Raw genomic sequence first — 24,947 nt, 5'->3', positions numbered from 1 at the left:
ATGCTGTACTTTTCAGTTAATATTTTGATTTGACCTAACGCCCTGAAAAACTTGTTTCCAGTCTGAGCCTCTTAAAGGAGGCGTTATGTTTTAACTTGACAAAGGTAAAACATAACGCAATAATAGGAAATTGTCGATAAAGATAAATACCAGCGGAACTGGCGGAATTGGCAGACGCGCTAGATTCAGGTTCTAGTGCCGCAAGGCTTCCGGGTTCAAGTCCCGGGTTCCGCATATCAATTTTAGATTTTAGATTGCCGATAGCGCAGCGTAAAGCCTTCTCTACGAAAGGCTGTGCGTAGCTTGCTTCCACGTTCGCGTAGCGTCCCGTAGGGAAGTTGTACGGCATAGCTTGTCTGCGACACACTGCGCGGAGCTTGCTTCCCCATAGGGGTACGCTTAGAGCGAGTCCGCGAACGTCTTTTCGATTAATCTAAAATCCAAAATCCAAAATCCAAAATTTAAAATCGTGTTGACCAGTTTACAAAATTCCCTAGTCAAGCAAATCCGCAAACTTCACTCCGCCAAGGAGCGGCACAAGCAGCAGTTATTTTTACTAGAAGGGACACACCTGTTAGAGGAAGCTTGTGCGGTAAATTACCCACTTGAAACAGTGTGTTGTACTCCAGAATGGCAGGCAAATCACTCCTCACTCTGGGAAGAAGCTTGTAACCGATGCGATCGCGCCGAAATTGTCAGTAAAGAAATCTTGGATGCGATCGCTACTACAGTCCAACCGGATGGTGTGGTTGCAACGGCAAAACGAAGCGGAGTCCAAACTCAACTACCTTTTACTGGTATAATTCTGGCTTTAGAAACGGTGCAAGATCCCGGCAACCTGGGTACGATGATCCGCGCTGCTGCTGCTGCTGGAGCATCAGGGTTGTGGGTAAGTGAAGATAGTGTAGATTTAGACAGCCCAAAAGTTCTCCGGGCTTCAGCAGGACAATGGTTTCGCCTACCAACGGCTGTAAGCGAAGATTTAAAAGCTACAGTACAACAAAGTCAGCAGGCAGGAATGCAGGTAGTGGCAACCTTACCCAGTGCGACTTTAACTTATTGGGAGGTGGATTGGCGCAAACCCAGTCTGATTTTACTGGGAAATGAGGGTGCTGGATTGTCAGCAGATTTAGCAGCGATCGCAGACAAACAAGTAAGAATTCCTTTGAGTCCTGGGGTGGAATCATTGAATGTAGCGATCGCAGCTGCTTTAATGTTGTACGAAGCTCAACGGCAAATAAGTCAAAAGTTAGGAGTTAAAACTTAGAACTCATAATTTTTCTTCAGTTTTTGTTATTTCTTCGAGATATTGTTCAATATCAGCAACTGCGTCCTCAAGAGCCGCTAAATCAATATCTGTCATATCTTGATCGAGTTCGACTTCACTGAGACTACTAGTATGCAGTTGTGCTTGGGGGATCTCTTCATCCTCAGTTGAATTTTCTTGTAAAATATCCTCCAGTTGTTCGAGGGATTCTTGAAACACTTGATCAGCGACGCGGCGCTGTTGTGGCTGACTTTGCTCCATAATATTGACTTGAAAATCCTAATTTACTAAGCTAATTTTGATTGCAGTTCCTACAAATTTAAATTTTGCACTTATAACATCATAGTTGTGTATTCTTGATCGTCAGCATTACCTGGGTAAAAAATCAATCATTTGTTTTCATTGAAAGAATTAAGATTTATTAAATGGCGAATAACAAACCATTTTTAGTTTGTAACACCTGAGTTTTGGATTTGCAAAAATTTGTCTAACATGACACTGGGAATTGGTCGTGGGCGCATTGTCTGTGCATCCACCCAAACCCATAGTGCCTCTGCCGTTACCAACAAATTATCTTGGTTTTGTTTACGAATCTCGTAGCATCGCAAGGCACGAGTCCCGCGCATTTCCTTCAACCAGGTAGTAACTTCTAGGGTATCGCCTGCCACTGCTGGGCGTAAATATTCAATTTCTACCCGCCGCATCACAAATACGCCACCTACTTGCCGATATACATCCAAAGTTAAGCCCAGGTATTCTGAGTGTTCAATGGCTGCTTGTTCTAGATAATTTTGGTAGACGGCGTTATTTACATGCCCAAGGGCGTCCATCTCATAGTGTCGGACGCGTAGCAGAGTTTTGAACGGTAACATAGTTTAGTTGGTAGTGCGGCGCTGTTTTTTCCACTTCTCTATATTAGTTTTTCCATTTCAGTGCCTTTACTACCTCGTGCGTAGGCATAGCCCGTGGTACACATCGCTTGTTCGCGTTCAGCGCGAGTTACCACCTTGATTTTATATGGCTCTGCGCTCTTGAGGGGCACACCACTGAGCTATTATTTCAATCCGTGCTTGCTGAATTAATTCCAAAACTTGTGATTGATTACAACCATAGATAGATGCTAACAATTCCTCACCTTGTTTTTTTGCATCGTCGGCTGATGCACCAAAGCTCATGATTTCTTCGTCTTGGTTGGCTGTAATTTTCTCAACTGGAATAATACAGATATATTGCGGTTCATTATGTCTTATTTGTTGCACTATTATTTACCTGCCATTTCACTGTTAATTGTGCCTATTTTCAAGTCTAAATAAATCAAGAGTAAAAGCGAAACAGAGTCAATATTTAAGTAGCTTTTGATTTTAAAAGATTAAATTTTATACCTAATTAAGAAAACGTTAAGAATTTTCTCAAAATCGCCAAATTTTTTAGTGTAAACAGTTACGTATGGGAAAATAAAATTAAGCATCAAAAAATATCTTTTGTAAATTTTTGTTCGTTTTTTAGATTTCAGTAGTTGAGATACATGCATTGGCACTGGCTGCATGAATTAATTTAAATCTCTGTTGGTCAATGTCTGGGATTCAGTAAATAAAGGCTGATACCTCTAAAGATTAACTTTTATTTACTCAATACAGACTTAATGCATTGAGTCAGCGCAAGTTTAATAAAAATTGGAGGTTATAAAATGGCAATTCGGAATAACTTAGTTAGCAATTTCTGGCAAAAAGTACAAAAAGATTCAGTTAGTTGGGGATCGTTAGCTCTTTGGATCAGTGCATTAGTTGTTATGTTAGTAATGCTTACCATGTTTTCTAACGCTTAATCTCAGCAAGTTTATTCTAGTTCCTGGGTAACAGCCTGGGAACTAACATAGGGTAGACTTTCATCCCTAAAAGACTCAAATTATGAACTGGAAACTTCAGGCAACAGTCCTAGTGTTAGCGACTACTAGCTTTGTTACCCCTGTTAAATCTCAAGAACCTACTACCGACACTCCAGCAAAATCGAATCAAGTTTTGAATGCTTGTGTTCAGAATCAAGCAGAAACTTTACCGAATCCCTTTAGTGATGTGCCATCAAACCATTGGGCTTTTAAGGCAGTTATGACTATGCACTACTGCGGTGCTTTCCGCAAAGCTACGCCACCAGCTTTATTTCAAAAACTGCAACCAACAAATAGTCAGCAGCAACAGCAGAAAGAACCGCAGCCTCAAAAATAGAGCGTTACTGACTAAAGATATAAAAGTTTGAGTAGTAAAAGCCGCCGAGTGAAATTTCGATGGACGTTGAGATGAAGAGAATTATGCTAGATGCAAAAAGTGTGCTATTGGGTATCTAATGGTATTTTCGCCTTTTGAAACACCTGCTCAACAGTAAATTCTAATCCCTCAAATAAAGAATCTTTGAGTAATTCTTCTCCCATATAAGTTTGTGGTGCTGCATCTGGATAAAAAACAGTAATGCTTCTGGCTTTACTATCTACCACCCACACCCGCAGTACCTTAGCATCTAAATAGTCTTTGGCTTTAGCTGCCATTTGTCCAAAAGTTTGTCCTGGGGAAATAATCTCAATCACTAAATCAGGAGGAACAGAACACGATCCTTCTTGATCCCAATCAGGGGGTAAACGTTCATTAGAAATATATAAAATATCCGGTATTGGCATCCAATCTCGCCCTCGACGGGTTAGTGCGACAGCTAATTCTGGGCAAACTTCTCCTTGACCCTCACAGCATTGCTCAATCAAATTCAGAAGGGCGCGGGTAAGTTTAGAGTGGAATTTTTTTGGTGACATTTTAGGAATTGCTTGACCATCAACAAGTTCATAAGTTATATCTCCCTCACCTGGTGAAAGATTTAAGAACTCTTGCAAGGTTAATTGATTCTTGGCTTGGAGTATCATGGCTCATTAATTCGTAATTCGTAATTGAAGGACAGAGCAACTAAATTTTTATTCTGACTGCTGTTAGCGGTAGCGGGGCGTTTAGCCCATTCTGACTGCTGAATTCTTCTTCAAATTCTTCACATTCCCCGCAAAACTTGCTGAATAATATCCGATGGCACTTCATCGGTAACTGTTACTACACCAATCTGTGTTGGTAAAACGAACCGCACTTTCCCTGCTTTGACTTTCTTATCTAACTGCAACGCGTCAATAATTTCTTCAATATCTACCCCAGTTGGTAACTGAGTCGGTAAACCTGCTTTTTGAATTAAAGCATTTTGACGTTCCGTGTCTTCCTTTGGCCACATTCCCAATTCCACAGCAATTTGACCGGCTGCTACCATGCCAATGGCCACCGCTTCACCGTGATTTACTAGACGATAACCAGTCAAACTTTCCACTGCATGACCGATAGTATGTCCATAGTTGAGAATCGCCCGCAATCCGCCTTCTTTCTCATCTTTGCTAACAACATCAGCTTTAGCTTGACAAGAGCGCATTAGTATGGTGTGTATCAGTTCAGGTTTTACATAGCGGAGTTGGTCGAGGCGTTTACTTGCTTCCAATTGGGCAAACAATTCGGCATCCCAAATTACACCATATTTAATAACTTCTGCCATTCCGGCGCGAAACTCACGCATAGGAAGAGTTTTCAATACTTCTGGGTCAATCAAAACCAAGCGTGGTTGATGGAATGCCCCAATCAAGTTTTTGCCGTGAGGATGATTCACGCCAGTTTTGCCACCAATTGCCGAATCCACCATCGCTAAGAGAGTTGTAGGCACTTGGACAACATTAATGCCGCGCAGCCAAGTTGCGGCTGCAAAGCCAGTCATATCGCCAATTACACCTCCGCCCAAAGCCACCATAGTAGAAGAACGTTCTAGGCGATTTTCTAAGGCGATATCGTAAAGTTTTTGGATGGAATTGAGGGTTTTGTAGCGTTCCCCTGGTGGTAGGGTGCAGCTAGCAACTTCAAATCCAGCAGATGTTAGGGATGTAATTGCTCTTTCCCCAAAATGCTTAAAAATAGTAGGATTAGAAACCAGCAATACCTTCTTGCCTAGCTTGAGACTGGCCATCTGCTGACCCAGTTGATCTAAACTCGAAGGTGCGATCGCAATCTCATAAGACTGCTCTGGTAAATTCACATTAATTACAGAAGTCATTGCCCAACCCCTAACAAGCGCCTGTGGGCTGTATTGTATCGCAATCTGGGGAGTGGGGAGAGAATAACTAATGACTAATGGCTAATGACTAATGACCAATGACCAATAACTAATGATTCAATAGATTTAGGAAGTATTGTGGAGAAAAATAAATGTTTGCAATTGCAGCTTACATCGGATTTTTAGCTTTGTTCTTTGGTTTGGCTGTCGGTCTGCTGTTCGGTCTACGGACTGCCAAGATAATTTAACCAAGACTCTTGTGCGGCGGGCATCTTGCCTGCCCTCAGTTTACTAAGGACGGGCGAGACGCCCATCCCACAAAAAGATATTTATCCTACAACAGCCGGACTTGTTACCTTCTCCTGCCTTTGGGAAGGTAGACGCATTCCCAAACCAAGTAAATTCAGCATTTCTCGATCGCTATCGTAATCTGGACAAGGAGTAGTCACTGTTAACATTTTGTTGTCGTCGCTAGAAAAGATAGAATTGGCTCCTGCCATAAAACAGAAAGCTTGTTCAACTTGAGAAAGTCTGGCTCTACCTGCACTAAGACGCACATCAGAAGCTGGCATTAAAATTCTGGCTGTGGCAATCATCCGCACAATATCCCAAATGGGGACATCAGGCTGATTTTCTAAGGGTGTGCCTGGTACTTGTGAAAGAATATTAATTGGTACGGACTCTGGATGCGGATGTAAGTTTGCCAGAGTGTGTAACATCCCAACTCGGTCATCGACAGTTTCGCCCAAACCCAGGATACCGCCGGAACAGACAGTAACATTGGTCTGACGGACATTCTCAATTGTGTTCAAGCGATCGCTATAAGTTCTCGTGGTAATAATTGTGCTGTAATATTCCTGCGAGGTATCTAAATTATGGTTGTAGGCGTAAAGTCCCGCTTCTTCCAATTTCCTGGCTTGATTTGCTGTCAACATACCTAGAGTGCAGCACACTTCTAAACCCATTGCGGTTACATCCTTGACCATTTCCAGGACTTCCTCAAATTGTGAGTTATCCCGGACTTCGCGCCAAGCAGCACCCATGCAGATGCGACTAACACCAGTTTCTTTAGCTTTTTGGGCGATGTTAACTACCGTTTCCTTTTCTAGGAGTGCTTCCGCCTTTACCTCTGTTTTATAGCGGGAAGATTGGGCACAGTAGCTACAATCTTCTGGGCAACCTCCCGTTTTGATAGATATAAGCTTACAAACTTGTATTTTTGTTGGGTCATGATATTGGCGATGCACGCTAGCAGCTTGATAAATCAACTCTAGCAATGGCGTGTTGTATATCGCCCGAATCTCTAATTCCTGCCAATCGTAGCGTATTCCCACCACATCACTATCCTTCTTGTAGACTGGGTTAAATCTTGAGCTGTCTTTTGGTTGAATTTCCTACGGTACAGCGTTTGGGCAAGGCGATTTTATCGAAGTTATGCCGCTTACTGTGCTTTATCACCCATTGGCTCTCAATCCTTCCGCTCTAGATATTAGACATCAGCTTATCAAGATTTTGGTGGAATGGCAGATTCACAGTAAAAATACTCATCCTATCTGTTGGAAGTAAGGCGAAAGCATGGCGTTTTTTGCAAAAGGGCCATACTTACACTACTGATTATCCAAATGGGAAAATAATACAGCTAATCTTACTGCTGCTAAACCGCAGGTATGAGAGAATTTACAAAATCTAGAGAATGTTATTGGAAGAGATCCCGTCGATTAAATCATCTATGATATCAGAACTGCCACTAATTACAAGCGATCGCCTGTTCTTACGAGCGGCTATCCATGAAGATATACCCCAAATTCTCAAATACTTCATTCATAACAAAACCTATCTCACTCCATTTTACCCTGTTTGGGTTGATGGGTTTTTCACCCAAGAGTATTGGCAGTATCAGATAGAGAACAATTTCCTGGAATTTATTAATGGTCAATCGTTAAAGCTATTTATCTTTACTAAAAAAAATCCTACCATAATTATTGGAACTGTAAATTTTAGTAATTTTGTCCGAGGAGCCGCTCATTTTTGCTATGTGGGATATAGCCTTGCTGAAAGTAAACAAGGTAAAGGATATATGACAGAAGGGCTAAAAGCCGCCATTCAATATCTTTTTGAAGAGTTAAATTTTCACCGAGTCATGGCTAATTATATGCCTCACAATCGGCGCAGTGGCAATGTACTCAAAAGACTAGGTTTTGTTATTGAAGGATATGCTAGAGATTATTTGTTAATTAATGGGCAATGGGAAGATCATATTATGACAAGTCTGATCAATCCTAATTGGCAAGCACCTAATTTTTAAAACATCCTCTTAATTGAATGATTATATTTATAAATTTTGAACTAACTCTAGCTCATATATAGGAATCGTATTTGATTTTTGAAATTATCTAGGTGTGCGGGGAGTAGTGAGTAGGGAATAAGGAATTAGGCTTTTTGATCTGTACCGAGTTTTTTCAGAAATCAATTATTAGTCCTAGATTTTCCAATATAGTGTGGTGTTTCGCCTAAAATAAATAACGAATTACGAATTACGAATTACGAATTACGAAGACTGACGTATTTGATCCAAACTTCGGTTGAGCCAGTCTTCATACCACTCATAAAAAGTTAAAGGCTGCTCCTCATCGCTATTTGGATAAGAATCATTAGGGTTGATGTCATGAAAAGCATGGCAAAAACTCAAACAAGCAGGATATATTCCATTATCATTAGTGCGGTCATCTATCCAGATTTTTCCTGACTGCTCACCAGTAACAACTAACATCGCATAAATTCCACAACCATAATTTGTAATGGTGAGAGTACCCTGGATAAATTTATCGTCGAAGTAGTTATCATTGTTGGTAACAAAATCTGTATTATTCTTAACAATTAAATCCAAATCATTCCATGCTTCTCTCAAAGGAAATGGTTTAGAGAGAATTTCGTACTTCTCAGGGTATAATTTTTCTGGGATGACATCTTCAGATTCAATTGCCGATAGTCCCGATAAGCCGTATCCTGGCCCTGCACCACCATTACCAATTTCTAAGAGAAAGTTTCGATATTCACTTGGTAGCGTAATATTATATCTAGATTCAAACACTTGAATATCCTTGTCACTCAAGCAAGGTTTAAATTGATATTGGTGTGATTCTGAGCCAAAAACCTCAAATGTAGCGTCTAAAATAGCTAATTGAGTTAAGTTTTTCTTTAATTGCAAAACTTTATTCATTATGCGCTCTAGATTTTGATGGGGGCGCTGCCATATTTTAGATATGGGTCGCTTTTTGCGTTTATGCTGATGCCAAAGCCAGAGCTAGTATTAAGGGAAGAATGAATTAAGCTTTGCTCGTAATGACTCTGGCTGAAACTCCGAACTACAAAAATTCTAGCAATCCTTTTCTCTCCCTCAACTACGAAAGCGCCTTGGAATCTCTAGGCGACGACTACTACGATGAGGTTGCAGCAGAGGAATTTCCTCAACACCTCTTGCGTTGGCGTAACGATGCGCTACTACCCCGCTTGGGTTTAGACCCCCAAGTAGTCAAAGACGAAGATTTTATCACAGCTTTTGGCAAATTTCAGGGGCGTAAACCCTTGTTGGCGCTGCGTTACCACGGCTATCAATTTGGTGAATATAACAGACAGTTAGGTGATGGTAGAGGCTTCCTCTACGGGCAAGTACGCGCCACTGATGGCGAATTGTACGATTTTGGCACAAAAGGCTCTGGGAGAACGCCCTACTCCCGTGGTGGCGATGGTATGCTCACGCTCAAAGGTGGGGTGCGGGAAGTTCTGGCTGCGGAAGCACTACACCACTTGGGTGTACGTACCTCGCGCTGTCTGAGCATGATTGAAACAGGTTTACCCCTCTGGCGGGGAGATGAACCTTCGCCTACCCGCTCATCTGTGATGATTAGGATGAGCAGTTCTCATATTCGGTTTGGCACTTTTGAGCGACTGCACTTTTTCCAGCGTCCAGATTTAACTAAGAAGTTATTAGACCACGTAATTGAGCAGTATTATCCACACTTAAGTGCTGAACAAAATAAATATGTCTTGTTTTACGCCGAATTAGTGAAACGAGTTGCAGAACTAGTAGCGCAGTGGATGGCGGCTGGCTTTTGTCATGCAGTCCTAAATACTGACAATATGTCGATTACCGGAGAGAGTTTTGACTATGGCCCTTACGCATTTATCCCGACTTATGACCCATCGTTTATAGCTGCATATTTCGACTATTCTGGACGCTACTGTTACGGTAATCAACCAATTATTTGCCAGTTAAATTTACAAATGCTCCAGGAACCTTTAAAGGCGATTATCGATAAAGGCGAAATGGAAGCTGGATTGGCAATGTTTGCTGAGTATTATCAAGCTGAATACAGTTCTTTGATGTTGAAAAAGTTAGGTTTTGAGGATTTGCCACATCCAGAAGCACGGAAACTGTTGAATCTAACGATTGAATTTTTGAAAGATAGCCAAGTTGGTTATCACCAGTTTTTTTATGAAATGGCTCGGACTTTTTCATCGCAATGGCGGGATGATCCAGGTTTTGTGATGAATAATTCAGATATTGTGCCAGTACCGGGTGCGTCAGGACTTTTTGATGATTGGTGCATACTGTATCATAAAATTTTGAATGATTTGGAGAGCGATGTCTACGACGGGCTACGCCTACGCATTGATGGAATTGCCCAAACTCTAGCTGTTAATAATCCGAAAACGGCATTATTAAGACCTGTGATTGAATCTATTTGGGAAGCAATTGCTCAGGAAGATAACTGGCAACCTTTTTATGACTTAATCAAGGCAATTCAGTCTAGGGGGTAATTAAAGTCAGATAGTCGTGTTTACAGACATCCCGCCCGGAACTAAAGTTCCAGGCTGATAGCTTAAGTCCACTAAGCGTGGACTAGAATCATTTACTCAGTCCGCTTTAGAGGAATGCAAGCTATTAGGGACTTCCAAGAAATAAATTATCCAATCTTGTGGGGTGGGCATCTTGCCTGCCTTTGACTATGGGCGGGCGAGACGCCCACCCCACAATAAATAGTTGTATATTTTTTTATTTGGAAGTCCCTTAGCAAGAGGAATTCTATTTCGAGGCGGGATAGCAACGAAGCGGGGATTGTCAGATGTGGGTAATAAGCTAATGAGCATTTTGCCTAACTAAAGTGTTGAGCATAAGACCGCGCATAGCGACGTTCTAAGGCTAATAATTCTTCATGGGTTCCCGATTCGACAATTTGCCCCTGTTCGAGAACCAAAATACGATCGCACCGCCTAACTGTCGATAAACGGTGAGCAATAATAAACACCGTCCGTTTTTCTATCAGTCTTTCCAGTGCTTCCTGTAGCAGTGCTTCTGATTCAGAATCTAATGCTGATGTCGCTTCATCAAGAATCAATATTTGGGGATTGAGCAGAACAGCACGAGCGATCGCAATTCTTTGTCTTTGTCCACCTGATAAGTTTACCCCACGTTCACCCACCCAAGTCTGATAACCTTCTGGTAGTTGGCTAATAAACTTATGGGCATTAGCAATTTTCGCCGCCTCTTTAACTGCTTCCATGTCAAAAACATCTTGTCCAAAGGCGATATTTTGGGCAATTGTCCCGGAAAACATAATGGTTTCTTGAGGAACAATCCCAATTTGTCGCCGCAGACTATGCAGCTTCACATCTCGAATATCAACACCGTCAATTAATATTTGACCAGTTTCGGGATCGTAAAAACGGGGGAGAAGATTGACAAATGTGGTTTTACCAGCGCCAGAAGCACCCACAAGAGCGATCGCTTCACCTGGGGATACTAATAAACTGATATCTTTTAATACAGGTTCACCTGGTTTATAGGCGAAGGAAATATGACGATATTCTACTTTGCCTTTGACTGGGGGGAGAGCGATCGCATTTGTCTTTTCCGTCACCGTCGGCTGAATTGCCATCAATTCAAAAACGCGGTCAACAGATGCTTCACCCTGCTTAAATTCGTTGTAATTATTAGTAGTATGACCAATGGGATCAATTAACAGCGCCGCCGCCGCCAGATAACTGAAAAAATTCGCCACTGTTAAGTTATTTTGGGAAATTTGCCACGCTCCCACAATGAGTAACGGTAACGCACTTAAGGCTTCCAAAAATCCGACAATGGGAATCTGAATCGCTTTCAAGCGTTCGGCTGAGTATTTGGCTTTGAGACTGCGTTCTGCTTCATGGCCAAAGCGGGCGATTTCGTAATTTTCGGCAGCAAAAGCCTGTACCAAACGAATACCGTTGAAAACTTCCGCGAGAATGGCTGATAAACCCGATACGCGATTTTGACTTTTTAAAGAATATTTGCCCAAGCGTTCACCAAACCAGCCAACTAAAATACCCATCAGTGGTGCAACTATCACCGTTGCTAGTGTTAGTTGCCAATTCAGGTAAATCATGTAAATCGGAATTGCTAGCAACTGCAAAATGCAGGGGATAAAGTCGTGAAATACTTTATTTACAACTTCGCCAACGCGGTCAACATCTTCGGTGAGGCGGTAAGATAAATCACCTGCTTTTGCCGTTTCAAAATAGCTGAGATTTAGCTTTTGAAGATGTGTGTAGACTTGCTGACGGAGATGAAAAGCAACTCTCAAAGCAGCTTTTGCCATGTACATATCTTGTATAGACTGAAACAAGCTCCTAACAAGAAATACTAAAGCACAGCTACCAGTTATTTGAGCGATCGCTACTACATTACCTTGGGCAAAAGGAGTTGCCAATTTACCGGCAACATTTATCAACACTAATGTCGCCAGCACGTATCCCAAAATACCAATAAGTCCCTTGGTGATGGTTCGCCACTGGAGCCGGATATAAGGCAGCAGTTGCCAGTAATTAGAACGGGTTTTCAAGCTCCAAAGTCCACAACGATATTTTCCTTTGTTTGACGCTAGCAGTTTTTGGTGAGTTTCTGAATAGTTCACTAATTAGTTACAAACTGTTTTAGCGTTGATCTTAGAGTTAATTAGTTCATAAGTACTAGATAGATCCATTTAATTGCGGTGTGACAGTTCTGGGTGTGGAATCCCTGATTTAATCTTGTTTTGAATATCGCACCGCCCTCATCACCAACGCCGTCACAGGTAAAATAGATGTGCGCCAAGTCCCCATCCGCTAACCTCACAACCCACCATGACACAAATCACCCTTTCCGATCTCCCCGAAACCATCCAAACCCTACTCAACCAAGCCCAAAAAACAGGCGAACCCCTCACTATTACCCAAAACGGTATCCCCTTCGCCATCATTTCCCCCATCAAGAAAAAATCCCTCTTGGAAACCCTTTCCACCCTTGAACCACTGGACGAAGACTTTGCCGACGTGGACGAAGGATTATTACCCTTAGATGATATTGAGTTTTCAAAATGAGTTATTTATACTTGTTAGATACAAACATCATTTCCGAACTAATTAAAAACCCCAGAGGAGTGGTATTTTCAAAAATTCAAGATATTGGAGAAGACAAAATTTGTACAAGTATTATAGTAGCTTGTGAATCAAGATTTGGAGCTAGAAAAAAGAACTCCCAAAAGCTCATAGAAAAACTTGAAATAATTTTGGATAGTATTGAAATAGTACCGCTAACTCATCCTGTAGAGCAATATTACGCAGAAATCCGCACTGATTTAGAACAACAAGGTAAACCGATTGGAGGTAATGACTTATTAATTGCTGCCCATTCTTTAACCCTTGATCTAACTCTCGTTACCGCCAATACTCGTGAATTTTCCCGCGTTCCTAATTTAAAAGTAGAAAACTGGCTCTAACCTCGCTAAAATCAGAAATATCTAAAAAATTAGCCCTCTCCTTGTTAAGTAAGGAAAAGGCTGAATTAATCTTAAAATACTTCCTAATTTTCCGGTTCAATTACGAATTACGAATTACGAATTAATATCCGCCTTCTTCTTCGTATTCTGGCTGTCTTTCCTTAACTTTCTTAGGAATATTCACAGGCTTCGGCGCATCTTCCCAAGCATCGCCGTCTACATCGTCATAATCATCGTATTCATCAACATAAGGCTTCTTGCTATAGGGCTGGGCATCATACTTTAGCGGCTGCGGTTGTTGATACCTGTCGCTGCCCGTTGCCTCGCTCCAGTTATCTTCTTCCTCGTCTTCTTCGTATTGAATAGATTCATACTGCCGCGCCTTCATTACCTGACGCTGTGGCCTTTCTTCTTCCACATAGTCTTCTGTCCATTCTTCTTCCCGCACTACGGGTTCGGGGGCGCGAACTTTTTGCCTGGGTGGCTGCAATGGCACTCCACTAGGCAGTTGATTAGCTGGTGCAACTTGGCGCGGTGGAGTATAGCCGTATTCTTCTTCTATATCTCGCTCCCACGGTGCTTTGCCGATACCCAGGCGCTCTAGTAAACCAACTGTTAACTGGTTTATCCGTTCTTCGGCTCCCTCAAACACAATCAACCGATTGGGGCCAGTGCTGACAATTTCATCTACTGAGAACTCGTAAGTACTCAGAAATTGATCGGGAATTTGGGGCAATCCTAAAGAAGCAATAACTATGGAGTTAAGCTTGCCGGTTTCGCCGTTGAACTTGAAGCCTCGAACTTTGCCTAAGACTTCACCTGTTTCTGTAATTACTTCCCAGTTAATCAAATTACTGAGAGATTCAACTTCAATATCTTCAATTACATCTTCGTTATCAACCAGGATGACATCACCAATCTGGCTGATGTTGTTGAGGTACATATAGCGCGGTATGCCCGAAATGGAGATCAGGCTATCTCGCAAACCAAGAGCCACAACCTCTCGTTGATCTATATCAACCCAGACTTGACTGATGATGCCTAGCCGCTTGCCATTGTCGCGGGTAATCACCTGGGTATTTAATATGTCGGAACGCCTAATTATCTGTTCGGAGGTCATTCTATACCGAGTCCTGATCTCGAATCCGGTTTAACGCGACGTGCAACTTCTTCTTAGAACCCCTCTCCAAACCTGTTTTCCACAGAGAGAGAGGCTTTGATTTTTGCTCTCTTTCCCTGCTAGGGAAGGGTTTGGGGGTTAGGTTTGAGAGAAACTCGCACATTACGTGGTTTATCTATACACTATTATTAACAAAAACTCAAGCAGATGTATTGGATGATTGTAACTTAATCCCCAAAACTTGAGTGTAAGCTCCTCGTGCTTGAGTAACGCCAATTGTGCGTTCGGCTGATTCTATCATCGGACGACGCAAACTCACAACTATAAATTGCGCTTGTTGTGACTGTTGTTTAATCATTCTAGCTAATCGCTCTACGTTTGCCCCATCTAGGAACATATCTACTTCGTCAAAGGCGTAAAATGGCGATGGACGGTAGCGTTGCAGGGCAAAGATAAAGCTCAAAGCTGTGAGTGATTTTTCTCCCCCAGACATGGAAGCTAGGCGCTGTACTGGTTTACCTTTGGGATGTGCAACTAAATTTAGCCCACTACTAAAGGGATCTTCAGGATTTTCAAGTTGCAAGAAGCCGTCACCGTCTGAAAGAATGGCAAAAATCGATTGAAAGTTTTCGTTAACAGCATCAAAAGCTTCTTTAAAGGCAAGTTGCCGCAATGTGGTAAAGTTTTCAATCCGCAAAAGTAGTTCGGTGCGTTCCCCTTCTAGTGTTTCTAATTTTTGTGTGAGTTCTTGGAGACGGTTTTGGGTGCGTTCGTATTCTTCCAACGCCAGCATATTAACAGGTTCCATTGCCTGTAAGCGTTTGGTAAGCGATCGCAATTCTTTCTGCAATTCTTCTAAATCTACCTGATCTGGAACTTCCGGCAACGGATTTGGTAATTCTGCTCCCACATCCCGTAACTGGCTTTGCAAAGCAATTAGTTCTTCCCGCCGTTTCTCTTGAGTTTCTTTAAGTTTTTCTATTTCCCATTGCAATTGTTGTTGGCGTAAAAGGTGCGATCGCACTTCTTGTTCTGTAGCGTCGCGTTTCTGTTTCTCTTCTCCCAAATTTTGCTCCATAAGGCTTAGATTGGCGCGGGTTTGGGTGATTTGGTCGTTTATCGTTGTGATTTGTGTAGAGACGCGATTCATCGCGTCTCTACAAGAGATTTGTTGGGTTTCGTATTCGGTGATTCGCGTTTCCCCTTCTTGGATTTTTTCTTGTAAACGTTGTTGCTGATTTTCTAAATTTTTTAATCTTTGTTCAGCTTCGCGTAATGCTGTCTCTCGTTGTTGCAATTGTTGCTCTTGAGTTTTAATTGTCGCCTGGATTTGTTGCCATTCGCTGGGGGTTTGGGATGCTTCCAACTCTGCTAAAGCGTGTCGCAATTGTTGCAACTGAGTTTCTTGTCCAGGTAATTCCCGCTCCAAAATTTCTAATCGGGATTGAGCAGTGGCTAACTTTTCGCTGTTTTGGGCGAGTTGCGATCGCGTCCCCTCTAATTGCGCTGTCAAATTCTTAATATCTTTCTGCAACTGTTCCAATTGCAACTGCTGTTCGCGCCGCGCCTGACGCGATTCTGTAAGTTCCTGCGTCAGTTTTTTGGTTCTGGCTGACAAAGTAGCGATCGCTTCCGTACAACGCTCTAAAACTCGCTCAATGTCAACCAAACGAGTTTTTAAAGCGAGCGCTTCATCAGATTCCGCCGCTTCTGCATTGCCAAAGCGCAAAGCTGAACGATTGCTGTTACTACCACCAGTCATTGCACCGCTAGTTTCTAACAACTCCCCGTCTAAGGTGACGATGCGGTATAATCCTAAATTTTTCCGCGCCGCTTCAAGGCTGGCGAATACCACTGTGTTACCGAAAACATAGCTAAATACATCTTTGTAACGGCGATCGCAATCGACTAAGTTAACAGCATAGTTAACGAAGCCACTAGCAAAACGTAGCGTTGCATCTTGAGTAAATTTAGGAGCGTGAATTTTATTCAGTGGTAAAAAAGTTGCTCTCCCTGCACGCTTCTGTTTGAGCAATTCAATCCCTGCTGCGGCGATGCTGTCATCTTCCACCACGATATGTCCCAAGCGTCCACCGGCAGCCATTTCTAAAGCTAGCTGATGGCGGGGTTCCACCTTTCCTAACTGCACAACTAAGCCACAAAGTCCAGGTATTCCCGATTGTAAAATGACTTTACTCGCTTGAGTTCCTTGGACTTCTTGCTGTGCTTGCGCTTGCGCCTCGATTTTATCCAACTGGCGTTGTTTTTCTCGTTGTTCAGAAAGTAAGCGTTTTTGGGTTTCCTGTTGGATTTGTAGTTCTTGTTCTGTGGCTGAGAGATTTTGGGCTAAATTTTGGATGGGTTCGCTAGAAGCGTTAAATTCCGTTTCAACTTGATTACAGTCGGTTTGTTTTTGAGCTAATAGCGGTTCGTCACGTTCAATTAACTGGATTTGCTCTGAAATTAGTTGCTGTAACTGATTATTGCGTTCCCTGAGTTGCGCTTGTTCGGTACGTTGAGGCTCTAGAGTTTGCAGCAAAGTTTCAATTTGACGGTTAAATGAAGTTTGTTGCTGCACCCACGCTTCCGAAGCCGAGGCGATTTCTGCGGCTGCTTCGCGGGAGGTTTCTAAAGCTTGCTGCGTCTCATCTCTTTGCTGCTGACAGTAGACAATAGATTGTCCCTCTACAACCTGTGTTTCGGCAACTTCTTCTAAGGAATGACGGTGTTTTTGAATATCTTGCTGAGTTTGAGCTAGACGTTTGGCAGTTTCTTGAGAAGCTGTTTCTAATTCTGTTAGCTGACGCTGGAGTTGTTTCCGTTCTGCTTCTTGGGTGGCGAGGGTAGATTGTACTGCCAAAAGTTCATCTTCTCCCAATGCTTTTACATGAGCATTAAGTTGTTCAAGTTCAGCAGTTTTTTGGACGATTTCGGAATTTAGGTTTGTGAGTTGGGTAGTGAGTTCATTAAAATTGCGATCGCCTGTTTGAATTTCGTGAACTAACTTTTCTTGTTGTGCTTGTAGCGATCGCCATGATAAAACAGCTTCCCAAGATTGTTTCGCTAGAAATTCCGTGCGGAGTTTTTGATATTTCTCAGCTTTAGCACGATCTTGGGAAAGGCGATCGCGTTGTGCAGTTAATTCTGTCTCAATAATCCGACAGCTATCTTCTTTTTCCTTTACCTCATCTAAAGTTGATTTGGCTTGGACAATCTTGCGATCAAATGCAGCCACCCCAGCCAATTCATCAATAATTTCCCGCCGTTCCCGCGCATTCATCGAGATAATACTGGTGACATCCCCTTGCAGCACCACGTTGTAGCCTTCAGGATAAACCCGCAGGTTACTTAGTTGTTCATGCAATTCCGTCAGCGTGCAAGGTACACCATTGATATAGTAATTCGAGGTATAAGTGCCTTGGTGAGTGACTCGCAGCCTTCTAGTAACACTCCACTCAGTTGGGGAGTGGGGAGTGGGGAGTGGGGAGTGGGAATTCTCCTGAACTTCATCTGCTTCCTCACTCTGCGCCTTTGCGGCTTTGGGTGAGTCCTCTCCTGATAAATCAAACGTCACCGTGACGCTAGCCTCAATAGAAGCGCGTCCTTTAGAGGTTTGGGTGTTATTTACCAAATCTGGCAAGCGATCGGCTCGCATTCCCTTAGAACTGGAGAGTCCCAGGCAAAATAGCAGTGCATCTAGAATATTAGACTTACCCGAACCATTTGGCCCAGATATGACAGTACACCCCGGTAGCAAAGGGACTGAGGTAGTGCCACCGAAGGATTTGAAGTTCGTAAGTTCCACGCGCTTGATATGCACCATAGGCGCTGGTTCACTGGGCTAATGAAGAACAAGTGTATCAACTAATTAAAAATTCGCAAGAGGGTAGGGGGAAAATTAGGGATTTTCACACCACAGAGGCGCAGAGGACGCAGAGAGGGTAATGATAATCGTGGTTTAGAGAAAATACAATACATATAGAGTTAGCACAAGCACGATATTTCATTGCTGGCGTTCAAAAGCAACTATATCAAATCATTCCAGTTTTAGTTGAGATAACTAACTGCAAAAACCATAGCTTTTCACGAATGATTTAGGACTGCTATAGATGAACACAGATGTCCATTATATAAACTTTTAAGGGTTTATAGTAAAAACTTTAGTCCTTATTTTCTAAGCACTAAAGTCTTTACTACGAACTTGTAAATAAAAAACACGATTTACACAGATGTAAGTCCATGTTTAGCTTTCATGCCGATGTTAACTGAGAGCTTCAGTTATTCTTTTATGGCATTTTCACAGCTCCAACTTTTGCTTCCAACTTCACTGTCTTCACACCTTGAACTTCTTTAGCCAAGGTTTCAGCTTTCTGGAGTTCTTCAGCAGAAGTTACTGTGCCTTTGAGGATAATTTCACCCTCTTTGTTTTCAACTTGTAACTTATTGCCTGGTAAGGCTTTATTCAACTTTTCGCTAACTTCGGTTTTTAAGTTGCTCTTAGCTTTTGTTGCTGCCGTTTTTTCCGAATCGGTTTTAATAGTATCTGTGCTAACTGCTAAAGGAGTCGTTTGTGTTCCGGGAATTTTAGCAGTAGTTTTATCCGCAGTTTGATTTATCTGAGAAGCTGGTGTTGCTGGTGCTTGAGCGGCTTCATTAGTAGTGCTAGGAGTTTCTGAACCAGTTTTAGTAGCCTCTTGACAGCCAAAATTACCAACTACCAAAATGCTACTAACTAGTAATAGAATTAGCTTTTTCATTATCTTCTCCAAATTGAATACTAGAAGCGATTAATTGAAGTGTGTGTGATTGTGAGGAGCAGATGTTAAAAAGCAATTAAATGTGAAGTAGCAAATGTTCCCAAGCAATTGCTTAGGTTACTAGAAATTGAAACTTAGACGATTTCTTGAGGCTAAGATTTTGCAGCCATTTTTGAGAAGCGCCAATTCAATTTTCCTGACGGTTGCTAACCAGGATGCGTCTACATACAGTCAGTAGCTCTCTATGAATTTAATGTAGATGCTCAGTAGCTCTTTCGATGGTAGACTGTGCAGCCTTGCAGTAGTGACTCGATGTTATCAGATTTAAGTCAGTTTGGCGATATCTAAGCCTATGCAACTCAAAACTTCAGCATTTTTGCAATTCTGTGGCAGCAAAATTACCAACAAAATGTTACTTTAGAAAACTATGGCTTACTTACAATGCCCCAAATATCAGGAAATATTAGCCAATGCCATATCTTACTTCCGCCCGCGAAATTAGTACCATTGTCGCTGAATATACTAACACTAAAACGCTGTGGATAGATACAGAAGTTGCTGACTATAAAAGCCGTAATCCTCGACTATCGCTGATCCAGGTATTAGATAATCCCCAAGATATGAGTGGCGATCGCGTCTACCTTTTAGATGTCCTAGATCAGCCTAATATTATAGCTGAATTTATTGAGAAAATTATGATAAATTCTGCTATTGAAAAAGTTTTTCACAATGCTACTTATGATCTAAAATTTCTCGGTAACAAGAAAGCCAAAAATATTACTTGTACTTTGGAAATGGCAAAAAAAATTCCCTACTATCTTTTACCATTACCTAATTACCAACTCAAAACCATAGCTACATCACTTTGTAGCTTTAACAATATCGATAAACAAGAACAAACAAGCGATTGGGGAAAACGCCCCCTGACTGAAGAACAGATAGAGTATGCTTACTTAGATTGTATTTATCTGGCTCAAATGCACTCAAATTTATTAGATTTACAAGCCCAAGCTAGTCCTGATCCCGCAACAGAAGACTTAATCTCACTAAGTACCAGATACTCGCAACTTGAGCAACAATACAAGTTGTTAAATTCAGAATTTGAGCATTTGCAAGAACGGATGAAAAAAGCCATGCAAGCTCAGGATATATCTGAAACTGCCTATTACAAGCTGACTAGTTATGAGCGTACTACAGTCAAAGCTACTTTTACAGAATTGGCAAGGCTAGCACAAAGTGAAGGTATTAATTTAGATTTTCCAATCACACTAACTCAAAAACTCCAAAAAGATTTAGGGCAAAATCTAGAACAACTTTCTGTAGATATTGAAAAAACAACCTCTTGGCGGCTAAATTCCAAAACTCAAGAAAATGATATTGAGGATGATTAAATTGTTTAGTTGGTTACAAATGCCAGATTTTCTGTAGTAGTATTTAGAATAAATCTTAATATATCATTTTTTTCAAAAAGTATTCTAAAAAATAGGATAAACAGTAGGTTACTGCTCATAAATCCATTGTCAATAATTACAGAGATGACAATAGGAAAGAGCCAAATTGACAAGTTTTATACTTTATATTTTCTGATTTTTCCTTAAGATAACTATTAAACAATTCGCAATGACGCGTCGCTAACGCAATTACGTTTTGAGATGGGGATTTAAACCCCTTTCTCATTACAAGCAATTCCCTTTGGGGATGGGGAATTAACCCCTACACTTTGTTAAATAAATCTATTGAATATCAGGGAAAGTTATTAATTGAATTGAAAGGTCTATCAAAAGTTAGAATAACTATTGACTTAAAGAATAGAAATGTAGATTTTGGTACTAATTGCGTTCAGGTATTATGGCAGTTTATATTAAATTATGAGACGGCGTTTATTTAAGCAAAAGCGAACAAGGGTAAATCAAGTATTTGCCATAGCTATTTTTACTACCTTAACAGCAATTAGCAGTGTTTCTTGTAGTAGGAATGACAATGTTTTGGTGACAGAAATAGGAGTCAGTCAACCTAGCCGTCGTTCAGCTACAGCTTCCATTGGTGGGGAATTCTATCTTCAGGGAAAGAATCAGCATTTAAACGGCGATTTACAAGCTGCGATCGCTTCATATAGTAAGGCAATTGCTCAAAACTCTCAATATGGCGCAGCCTACAACGGGCGGGGATTAGTCTACTTTGATTTGGGAGACAAGGAAAAAGCGATCGCAGATTACAATCAAGCACTTGGCATCAACCCTAATGACGCCGAAGCCTACAATAACCTGGGAAATGCCCGCGCCTCACTAGGAAATAACAGAGAAGCAGTTAAAGATTACAGTGAAGCGATTCGCCTGAATTCCAATTATGCCGAAGCCTACAATAACCGAGGAAATGCCCACGCCACCTTGGGAGAAAGAAGAGGGGCGCTAGATGATTTTGACCAAGCGATTCTCCTCAACCCCAAATATGCGATCGCTTATAATAACCGAGGAAATGCCCGTGCTGCCAATGGAGAGCCACAGGGTGCGATCGAAGATTACAATCAAGCCATTCGCCTCAACCCTAACTTTGCCCCTGCATATAATAACCGGGGAAATGCCCGCGCCACCAATGGAGACAAACAGGGAGCGCTCAAAGACTTACAACAAGCAGCAAGCATTTTTCAAAGTCAGGGTAACAACGACTTATATGAACAAGTGATGAAAAATATTAAAGAGCTTGGACAGTAGGGAGTGGGGGATGAGGGAGCAGGGGGAGCAGGGGAGGCAGGGGAAGAAATAAGCAATGAATGCCCAATTCCCTATTCCCCACTCCCCACTCCCCACTCCCTATTCTTCAATAATCGGGCTGCGGAGGTCTTCTACCAGCGCTTGAATTTCTGCTGGAGGAGGTGGCGTTAGGCGCGAAACCACTAGGGTGACAGCGAAGTTAATTAGCATACCCAAAGTACCAATTCCTTCGGGAGAAACCCCAAAAAACCAGGGTTGCATACCTCCAAACTTGACGCCGACAATATAGATTATCGTAAAAATTAAACCCGTCAACATGCCGGCGATCGCACCTTCAGAATTGGTGCGTTTGTCGAAAATCCCCAGGAAAATCACCGGAAAGAAACTGGCAGCAGCTAAACCGAAGGCAAAAGCCACCACCTGACTAACAAATCCTGGCGGATTCACTCCAAAATATCCGGCGAGGACGAGGGAAAAGCCTACCATGATCCGCCCGACAAACACCCGTTTTTCTTCTGAGGCTGATGAATCCATGATCCGGTAGTAGATATCGTGGGCGATGGAACTGGAAATTACCAGCAATAAACCTGATGCTGTAGACAAAGCAGCTGCTAAACCGCCAGCCGCTACCAAGCCAATCACCCACGGGGGCAGATTAGCTACCTCTGGGGTGGAAAGCACAATGATATCTGGGTCGATCTTTATTTCATTAGTGTCTTTATTTGGAGTTAACTGGAGACGCCCATCCTTATTTATGTCATTAAAACCCAAAAGTTTAGTTTTTTCCCACTTCGCCGCCCAGTCTAGCTGCTGCACTTCTGCAACTGTGTGATTGTGCAGGGAATCGATCAGGTTGTAGCGGGCAAACATGGAGAGGGCTGGAGCAGTTGTATAAAGAATGGCAATAAATAGTAGTGCCCAACCAGCAGAAAAGCGGGCTGCACGCACACTCTTTACTGTGTAAAACCGGACAATAATATGGGGTAAGCCAGCCGTGCCTACCATCAAAGCAATGGTGGTGAACAGCACATCTAGCATCGACTTGTTTACAAATGGCTCAGTATACTGCTTAAACCCCAGGTCAACTTGAATTTTATTGAGTTTGTCAGCAATATCACTGAAGGTAAATGCTAGCTGAGGAACGGGATTACCAGTGAGAAACCAGGCGATCGCGATCGCTGGAATTAGGTACGCAAAAATCAATACACAATATTGTGCTACTTGTGTCCAGGTAATGCCTTTCATTCCCCCCAACACAGAGAAAAAGCCGACGATCACCATACCGATAATCACGCCTGTATTGATATCGACTTGTAGGAAGCGGCTAAAAACAATGCCTACGCCCCGCATTTGTCCAGCAACGTAGGTTAGGGAGATGAAAATGGCTGCAACTACTGCCACCAGACGGGCGATATTAGAGTAGTAGCGATCGCCTACGAAATCTGGCACTGTATACTTACCAAATTTCCGTAAGTAGGGAGCTAGTAATAATGCTAGCAGTACATAGCCGCCAGTCCACCCCATTAAATAAATAGAACCATCGTAGCCCAAAAAAGAAATCAGCCCCGCCATTGAAATAAACGAAGCTGCGGACATCCAGTCGGCGGCGGTAGCCGCACCATTAGCAATTGAAGGTATTCCTTGACCTGCTATAAAGAAGTCTTTACTATTTTCGACTCGTGATTGCCAACCAATATAAATGTAGGCCAGAAAGGAAAGTCCAACTAATACAATAGTCCAAATTTCAACTGACACGGTTTTTCCTCACTTCTTGAGATTGTATTTTTGGTCTAGTTTGTCCATTTGAAAGGCATAAATGAAAATCAAGGCCACAAATACCAGGATTGATCCCTGTTGCGCCATCCAAAAGCCAAAGGGTACGCCAAAAAACCGTATTGCATTCAAAGGTTGAACCAACAAAATACTAAAAACTATGGAAACCAATGCCCAGACAATTAAAAGATTACGAATTAAAGCAGTATTAGCACGCCAATAAGAACGGCGCTGATCCTCATCCATTGTTATTCATCATCATTGGGTTAGTGCATCAAAATAATACCAATAAGCTGTTGATATCCTGCCTAATGACTGTATTAATTTTTAAATTATTTAGTAAATAATATTTACATTTAAGTAATAAATGCAACCAAGTAATATGTGTTTGAAAATTCTCCTGTAGTTGGTTGTAAACAAATATTGGTTGATAAAGCTGAAATATCCAATATATCATTAGTAATACAATAAATTTATATACAAAGTCTTTAATCTAAACTACGTATTTTTTTGTAGAAAACTTACACCCTTAAATGCTATGTGAAGCTATATAAGCAATTGAAACTCCTAAAAGTGATCAAAGTTAATTTTTAAAATATACGAATAATTACTATAGACTTTTACTGAGTAAATTTAATAACATTTATATAATGGGCTTGTTATTACACACATGGGGTATTACCAAAATATAGTAAATTATTATACAAATACTGTCTTAGGCAGCTTTCCGATGTGTTGCAATCGGTATAGATGATAACTTCTATCATCATGGTGAGAAAAAGCTGATTTTAACCAACTGATTCGCTTCATTCTCAACAACCAGCATCTCCATAGATTTTTTAACTAGTTTTGGAAGCCACGCAAAAATAACTTATCTAATTTATCTGTGGGCAACCTTTATTCTCAAGGTTTGCAGTATTTTAAATTGGATAACTTTTTCGTGCGTGTCTTCAGAAAGTGCAGATTTTAGCTTTAATCCAACCACAAGCCAGAATATATGTTTATCCAAACACTAATCACAAACCCGATTCATTTTTTTAGAATCGTTGTAATTGTCATATTTTCCATCACTTTGCATGAACTTGCTCACGGCTGGGCTGCGATGAGTCAGGGAGATAACACTCCCCAACAAACTGGTCATTTGACTCTTAATCCTGTAGTTCACATGGGTAAAGAATCGATCATCTTTCTCTGTCTCATGGGTATAGCTTGGGGACAAATGCCCGTCAACCCATCTAAGTTTCGTTCTGGGAAACTAGGCAATATTTTGGTATCAGCCGCAGGCCCATTGTCGAATCTGGCTTTAGGCATTTTATTTATTGGGATGCTTAAATTTCTCTCTAATCCGAGTCTTTCAGAACTTTTGAGTGGGGAATTTCTTTACTTAGCGGCTCAAATCAATTTGAC

The 24,947-nt window shown here is 41.7% G+C and carries 24 protein-coding genes and 1 tRNA gene; 11 read left to right on the top strand and 14 right to left on the bottom strand.

What is annotated here, in order from left to right:
• The first annotated feature begins 152 nt into the window (after positions 1 to 152).
• A tRNA-Leu gene (locus VE944_RS31395) sits at positions 153 to 234 on the top strand.
• Between the two features lie 8 nt (positions 235 to 242).
• Here the strand turns inward: VE944_RS31395 and VE944_RS31390 are convergent.
• On the bottom strand, positions 243 to 389 hold the full coding sequence (locus VE944_RS31390; RefSeq protein WP_324986881.1) for a hypothetical protein: 147 nt from the start codon (positions 387 to 389) through the stop codon (positions 243 to 245).
• A gap of 80 nt (positions 390 to 469) precedes the next feature.
• Here VE944_RS31390 and VE944_RS31385 point away from each other — a divergent pair, with 80 nt between their 5' ends.
• A complete protein-coding gene (locus VE944_RS31385) occupies positions 470 to 1,267 on the top strand; it encodes a TrmH family RNA methyltransferase (RefSeq protein ID WP_324986879.1) in 798 nt (265 codons plus the stop codon).
• A gap of 3 nt (positions 1,268 to 1,270) precedes the next feature.
• Here VE944_RS31385 and VE944_RS31380 read toward each other — a convergent pair whose 3' ends face one another.
• From VE944_RS31380 to VE944_RS31370, 3 genes are all read right to left on the bottom strand, one after another.
• Positions 1,271 to 1,528 carry a hypothetical protein gene (locus VE944_RS31380; RefSeq protein ID WP_324986876.1) on the bottom strand — a complete coding sequence of 86 codons (258 nt, stop codon included), beginning with the start codon at positions 1,526 to 1,528 and terminating at the stop codon, positions 1,271 to 1,273.
• A 185-nt stretch (positions 1,529 to 1,713) separates the two neighbouring features.
• Positions 1,714 to 2,139 carry an acyl-CoA thioesterase gene (locus VE944_RS31375; protein WP_324986873.1) on the bottom strand — a complete coding sequence of 142 codons (426 nt, stop codon included), beginning with the start codon at positions 2,137 to 2,139 and terminating at the stop codon, positions 1,714 to 1,716.
• A 141-nt stretch (positions 2,140 to 2,280) separates the two neighbouring features.
• Positions 2,281 to 2,529 (bottom strand): hypothetical protein, encoded by a 249-nt coding sequence (locus tag VE944_RS31370; RefSeq protein ID WP_324986909.1) that lies wholly within the window; start codon positions 2,527 to 2,529, stop codon positions 2,281 to 2,283.
• 645 nt (positions 2,530 to 3,174) lie between these two features.
• Between VE944_RS31370 and VE944_RS31365 the strand changes: the two genes are divergently transcribed.
• Positions 3,175 to 3,489, top strand: coding sequence for an S-layer protein (locus VE944_RS31365; protein ID WP_324986870.1), 315 nt, complete (start codon positions 3,175 to 3,177; stop codon positions 3,487 to 3,489).
• A gap of 104 nt (positions 3,490 to 3,593) precedes the next feature.
• On the opposite strand, the gene VE944_RS31360 is transcribed toward VE944_RS31365, so the two are convergent.
• Positions 3,594 to 4,172 carry a Uma2 family endonuclease gene (locus VE944_RS31360; protein WP_324986867.1) on the bottom strand — a complete coding sequence of 193 codons (579 nt, stop codon included), beginning with the start codon at positions 4,170 to 4,172 and terminating at the stop codon, positions 3,594 to 3,596.
• Between the two features lie 119 nt (positions 4,173 to 4,291).
• Positions 4,292 to 5,383: a 3-dehydroquinate synthase gene (aroB, locus tag VE944_RS31355; protein ID WP_324986864.1), complete on the bottom strand. Its 1,092-nt coding sequence runs from the start codon at positions 5,381 to 5,383 to the stop codon at positions 4,292 to 4,294.
• Positions 5,384 to 5,535: 152 nt separating this feature from the next.
• Between aroB and petL the strand changes: the two genes are divergently transcribed.
• Entirely contained in the window at positions 5,536 to 5,631 is a 96-nt protein-coding gene (petL, locus tag VE944_RS31350) for a cytochrome b6-f complex subunit PetL (RefSeq protein WP_109007553.1), read from the top strand.
• An 81-nt stretch (positions 5,632 to 5,712) separates the two neighbouring features.
• Here petL and bioB read toward each other — a convergent pair whose 3' ends face one another.
• Positions 5,713 to 6,720, bottom strand: coding sequence for a biotin synthase BioB (gene bioB, locus VE944_RS31345; protein WP_324986860.1), 1,008 nt, complete (start codon positions 6,718 to 6,720; stop codon positions 5,713 to 5,715).
• Between the two features lie 392 nt (positions 6,721 to 7,112).
• Between bioB and VE944_RS31340 the strand changes: the two genes are divergently transcribed.
• A complete protein-coding gene (locus VE944_RS31340; protein WP_324986857.1) occupies positions 7,113 to 7,688 on the top strand; it encodes a GNAT family N-acetyltransferase in 576 nt (191 codons plus the stop codon).
• Between the two features lie 243 nt (positions 7,689 to 7,931).
• Here the strand turns inward: VE944_RS31340 and VE944_RS31335 are convergent, their stop codons facing one another.
• Positions 7,932 to 8,603: an SMI1/KNR4 family protein gene (locus tag VE944_RS31335; protein WP_324986854.1), complete on the bottom strand. Its 672-nt coding sequence runs from the start codon at positions 8,601 to 8,603 to the stop codon at positions 7,932 to 7,934.
• Between the two features lie 122 nt (positions 8,604 to 8,725).
• On the opposite strand from VE944_RS31335, the gene VE944_RS31330 reads away from it, so the two are divergent.
• Positions 8,726 to 10,204 carry a protein adenylyltransferase SelO gene (locus tag VE944_RS31330; RefSeq protein ID WP_324986851.1) on the top strand — a complete coding sequence of 493 codons (1,479 nt, stop codon included), beginning with the start codon at positions 8,726 to 8,728 and terminating at the stop codon, positions 10,202 to 10,204.
• A 335-nt stretch (positions 10,205 to 10,539) separates the two neighbouring features.
• On the opposite strand, the gene VE944_RS31325 is transcribed toward VE944_RS31330, so the two are convergent.
• Positions 10,540 to 12,264: an ABC transporter ATP-binding protein gene (locus tag VE944_RS31325; protein WP_324986906.1), complete on the bottom strand. Its 1,725-nt coding sequence runs from the start codon at positions 12,262 to 12,264 to the stop codon at positions 10,540 to 10,542.
• Between the two features lie 280 nt (positions 12,265 to 12,544).
• Between VE944_RS31325 and VE944_RS31320 the strand changes: the two genes are divergently transcribed.
• On the top strand, positions 12,545 to 12,781 hold the full coding sequence (locus VE944_RS31320) for a type II toxin-antitoxin system Phd/YefM family antitoxin (protein WP_118167264.1): 237 nt from the start codon (positions 12,545 to 12,547) through the stop codon (positions 12,779 to 12,781).
• On the top strand, positions 12,778 to 13,179 hold the full coding sequence (locus VE944_RS31315) for a type II toxin-antitoxin system VapC family toxin (RefSeq protein ID WP_324986846.1): 402 nt from the start codon (positions 12,778 to 12,780) through the stop codon (positions 13,177 to 13,179). The genes VE944_RS31320 and VE944_RS31315 overlap by 4 nt, the downstream gene beginning before the upstream one ends.
• 121 nt (positions 13,180 to 13,300) lie before the next feature.
• Here the strand turns inward: VE944_RS31315 and VE944_RS31310 are convergent, their stop codons facing one another.
• The 3 genes from VE944_RS31310 to VE944_RS31300 form a co-directional block, all read right to left on the bottom strand.
• A complete protein-coding gene (locus VE944_RS31310) occupies positions 13,301 to 14,299 on the bottom strand; it encodes a PRC-barrel domain-containing protein (protein ID WP_324986843.1) in 999 nt (332 codons plus the stop codon).
• 199 nt (positions 14,300 to 14,498) lie between these two features.
• A complete protein-coding gene (gene smc / locus VE944_RS31305; protein ID WP_324986840.1) occupies positions 14,499 to 18,122 on the bottom strand; it encodes a chromosome segregation protein SMC in 3,624 nt (1,207 codons plus the stop codon).
• A gap of 463 nt (positions 18,123 to 18,585) precedes the next feature.
• A complete protein-coding gene (locus VE944_RS31300) occupies positions 18,586 to 19,056 on the bottom strand; it encodes a BON domain-containing protein (protein WP_324986838.1) in 471 nt (156 codons plus the stop codon).
• A 470-nt stretch (positions 19,057 to 19,526) separates the two neighbouring features.
• Between VE944_RS31300 and VE944_RS31295 the strand changes: the two genes are divergently transcribed.
• On the top strand, positions 19,527 to 20,447 hold the full coding sequence (locus tag VE944_RS31295) for a ribonuclease D (RefSeq protein WP_324986835.1): 921 nt from the start codon (positions 19,527 to 19,529) through the stop codon (positions 20,445 to 20,447).
• Positions 20,448 to 20,924: 477 nt separating this feature from the next.
• A complete protein-coding gene (locus VE944_RS31290; RefSeq protein WP_324986832.1) occupies positions 20,925 to 21,767 on the top strand; it encodes a tetratricopeptide repeat protein in 843 nt (280 codons plus the stop codon).
• Between the two features lie 99 nt (positions 21,768 to 21,866).
• Here the strand turns inward: VE944_RS31290 and VE944_RS31285 are convergent, their stop codons facing one another.
• Both VE944_RS31285 and VE944_RS31280 read right to left on the bottom strand, forming a co-directional pair.
• Positions 21,867 to 23,522: a sodium:solute symporter family protein gene (locus tag VE944_RS31285; RefSeq protein ID WP_324986829.1), complete on the bottom strand. Its 1,656-nt coding sequence runs from the start codon at positions 23,520 to 23,522 to the stop codon at positions 21,867 to 21,869.
• 9 nt (positions 23,523 to 23,531) lie between these two features.
• Complete coding sequence (locus VE944_RS31280; RefSeq protein ID WP_324986825.1) at positions 23,532 to 23,786, bottom strand: DUF4212 domain-containing protein; 255 nt, start codon at positions 23,784 to 23,786, stop codon at positions 23,532 to 23,534.
• Positions 23,787 to 24,537: 751 nt separating this feature from the next.
• Here VE944_RS31280 and VE944_RS31275 point away from each other — a divergent pair.
• Positions 24,538 to 24,947: site-2 protease family protein (locus VE944_RS31275; protein ID WP_324986820.1), on the top strand; the 410-nt coding region annotated here is incomplete at its 3' end.

This window comes from Nostoc sp. (genome assembly GCF_035638895.1).
In the GTDB taxonomy this organism is placed as follows: domain Bacteria; phylum Cyanobacteriota; class Cyanobacteriia; order Cyanobacteriales; family Nostocaceae; genus Nostoc.
This window is presented reverse-complemented; position numbering and strand designations above follow the sequence as displayed.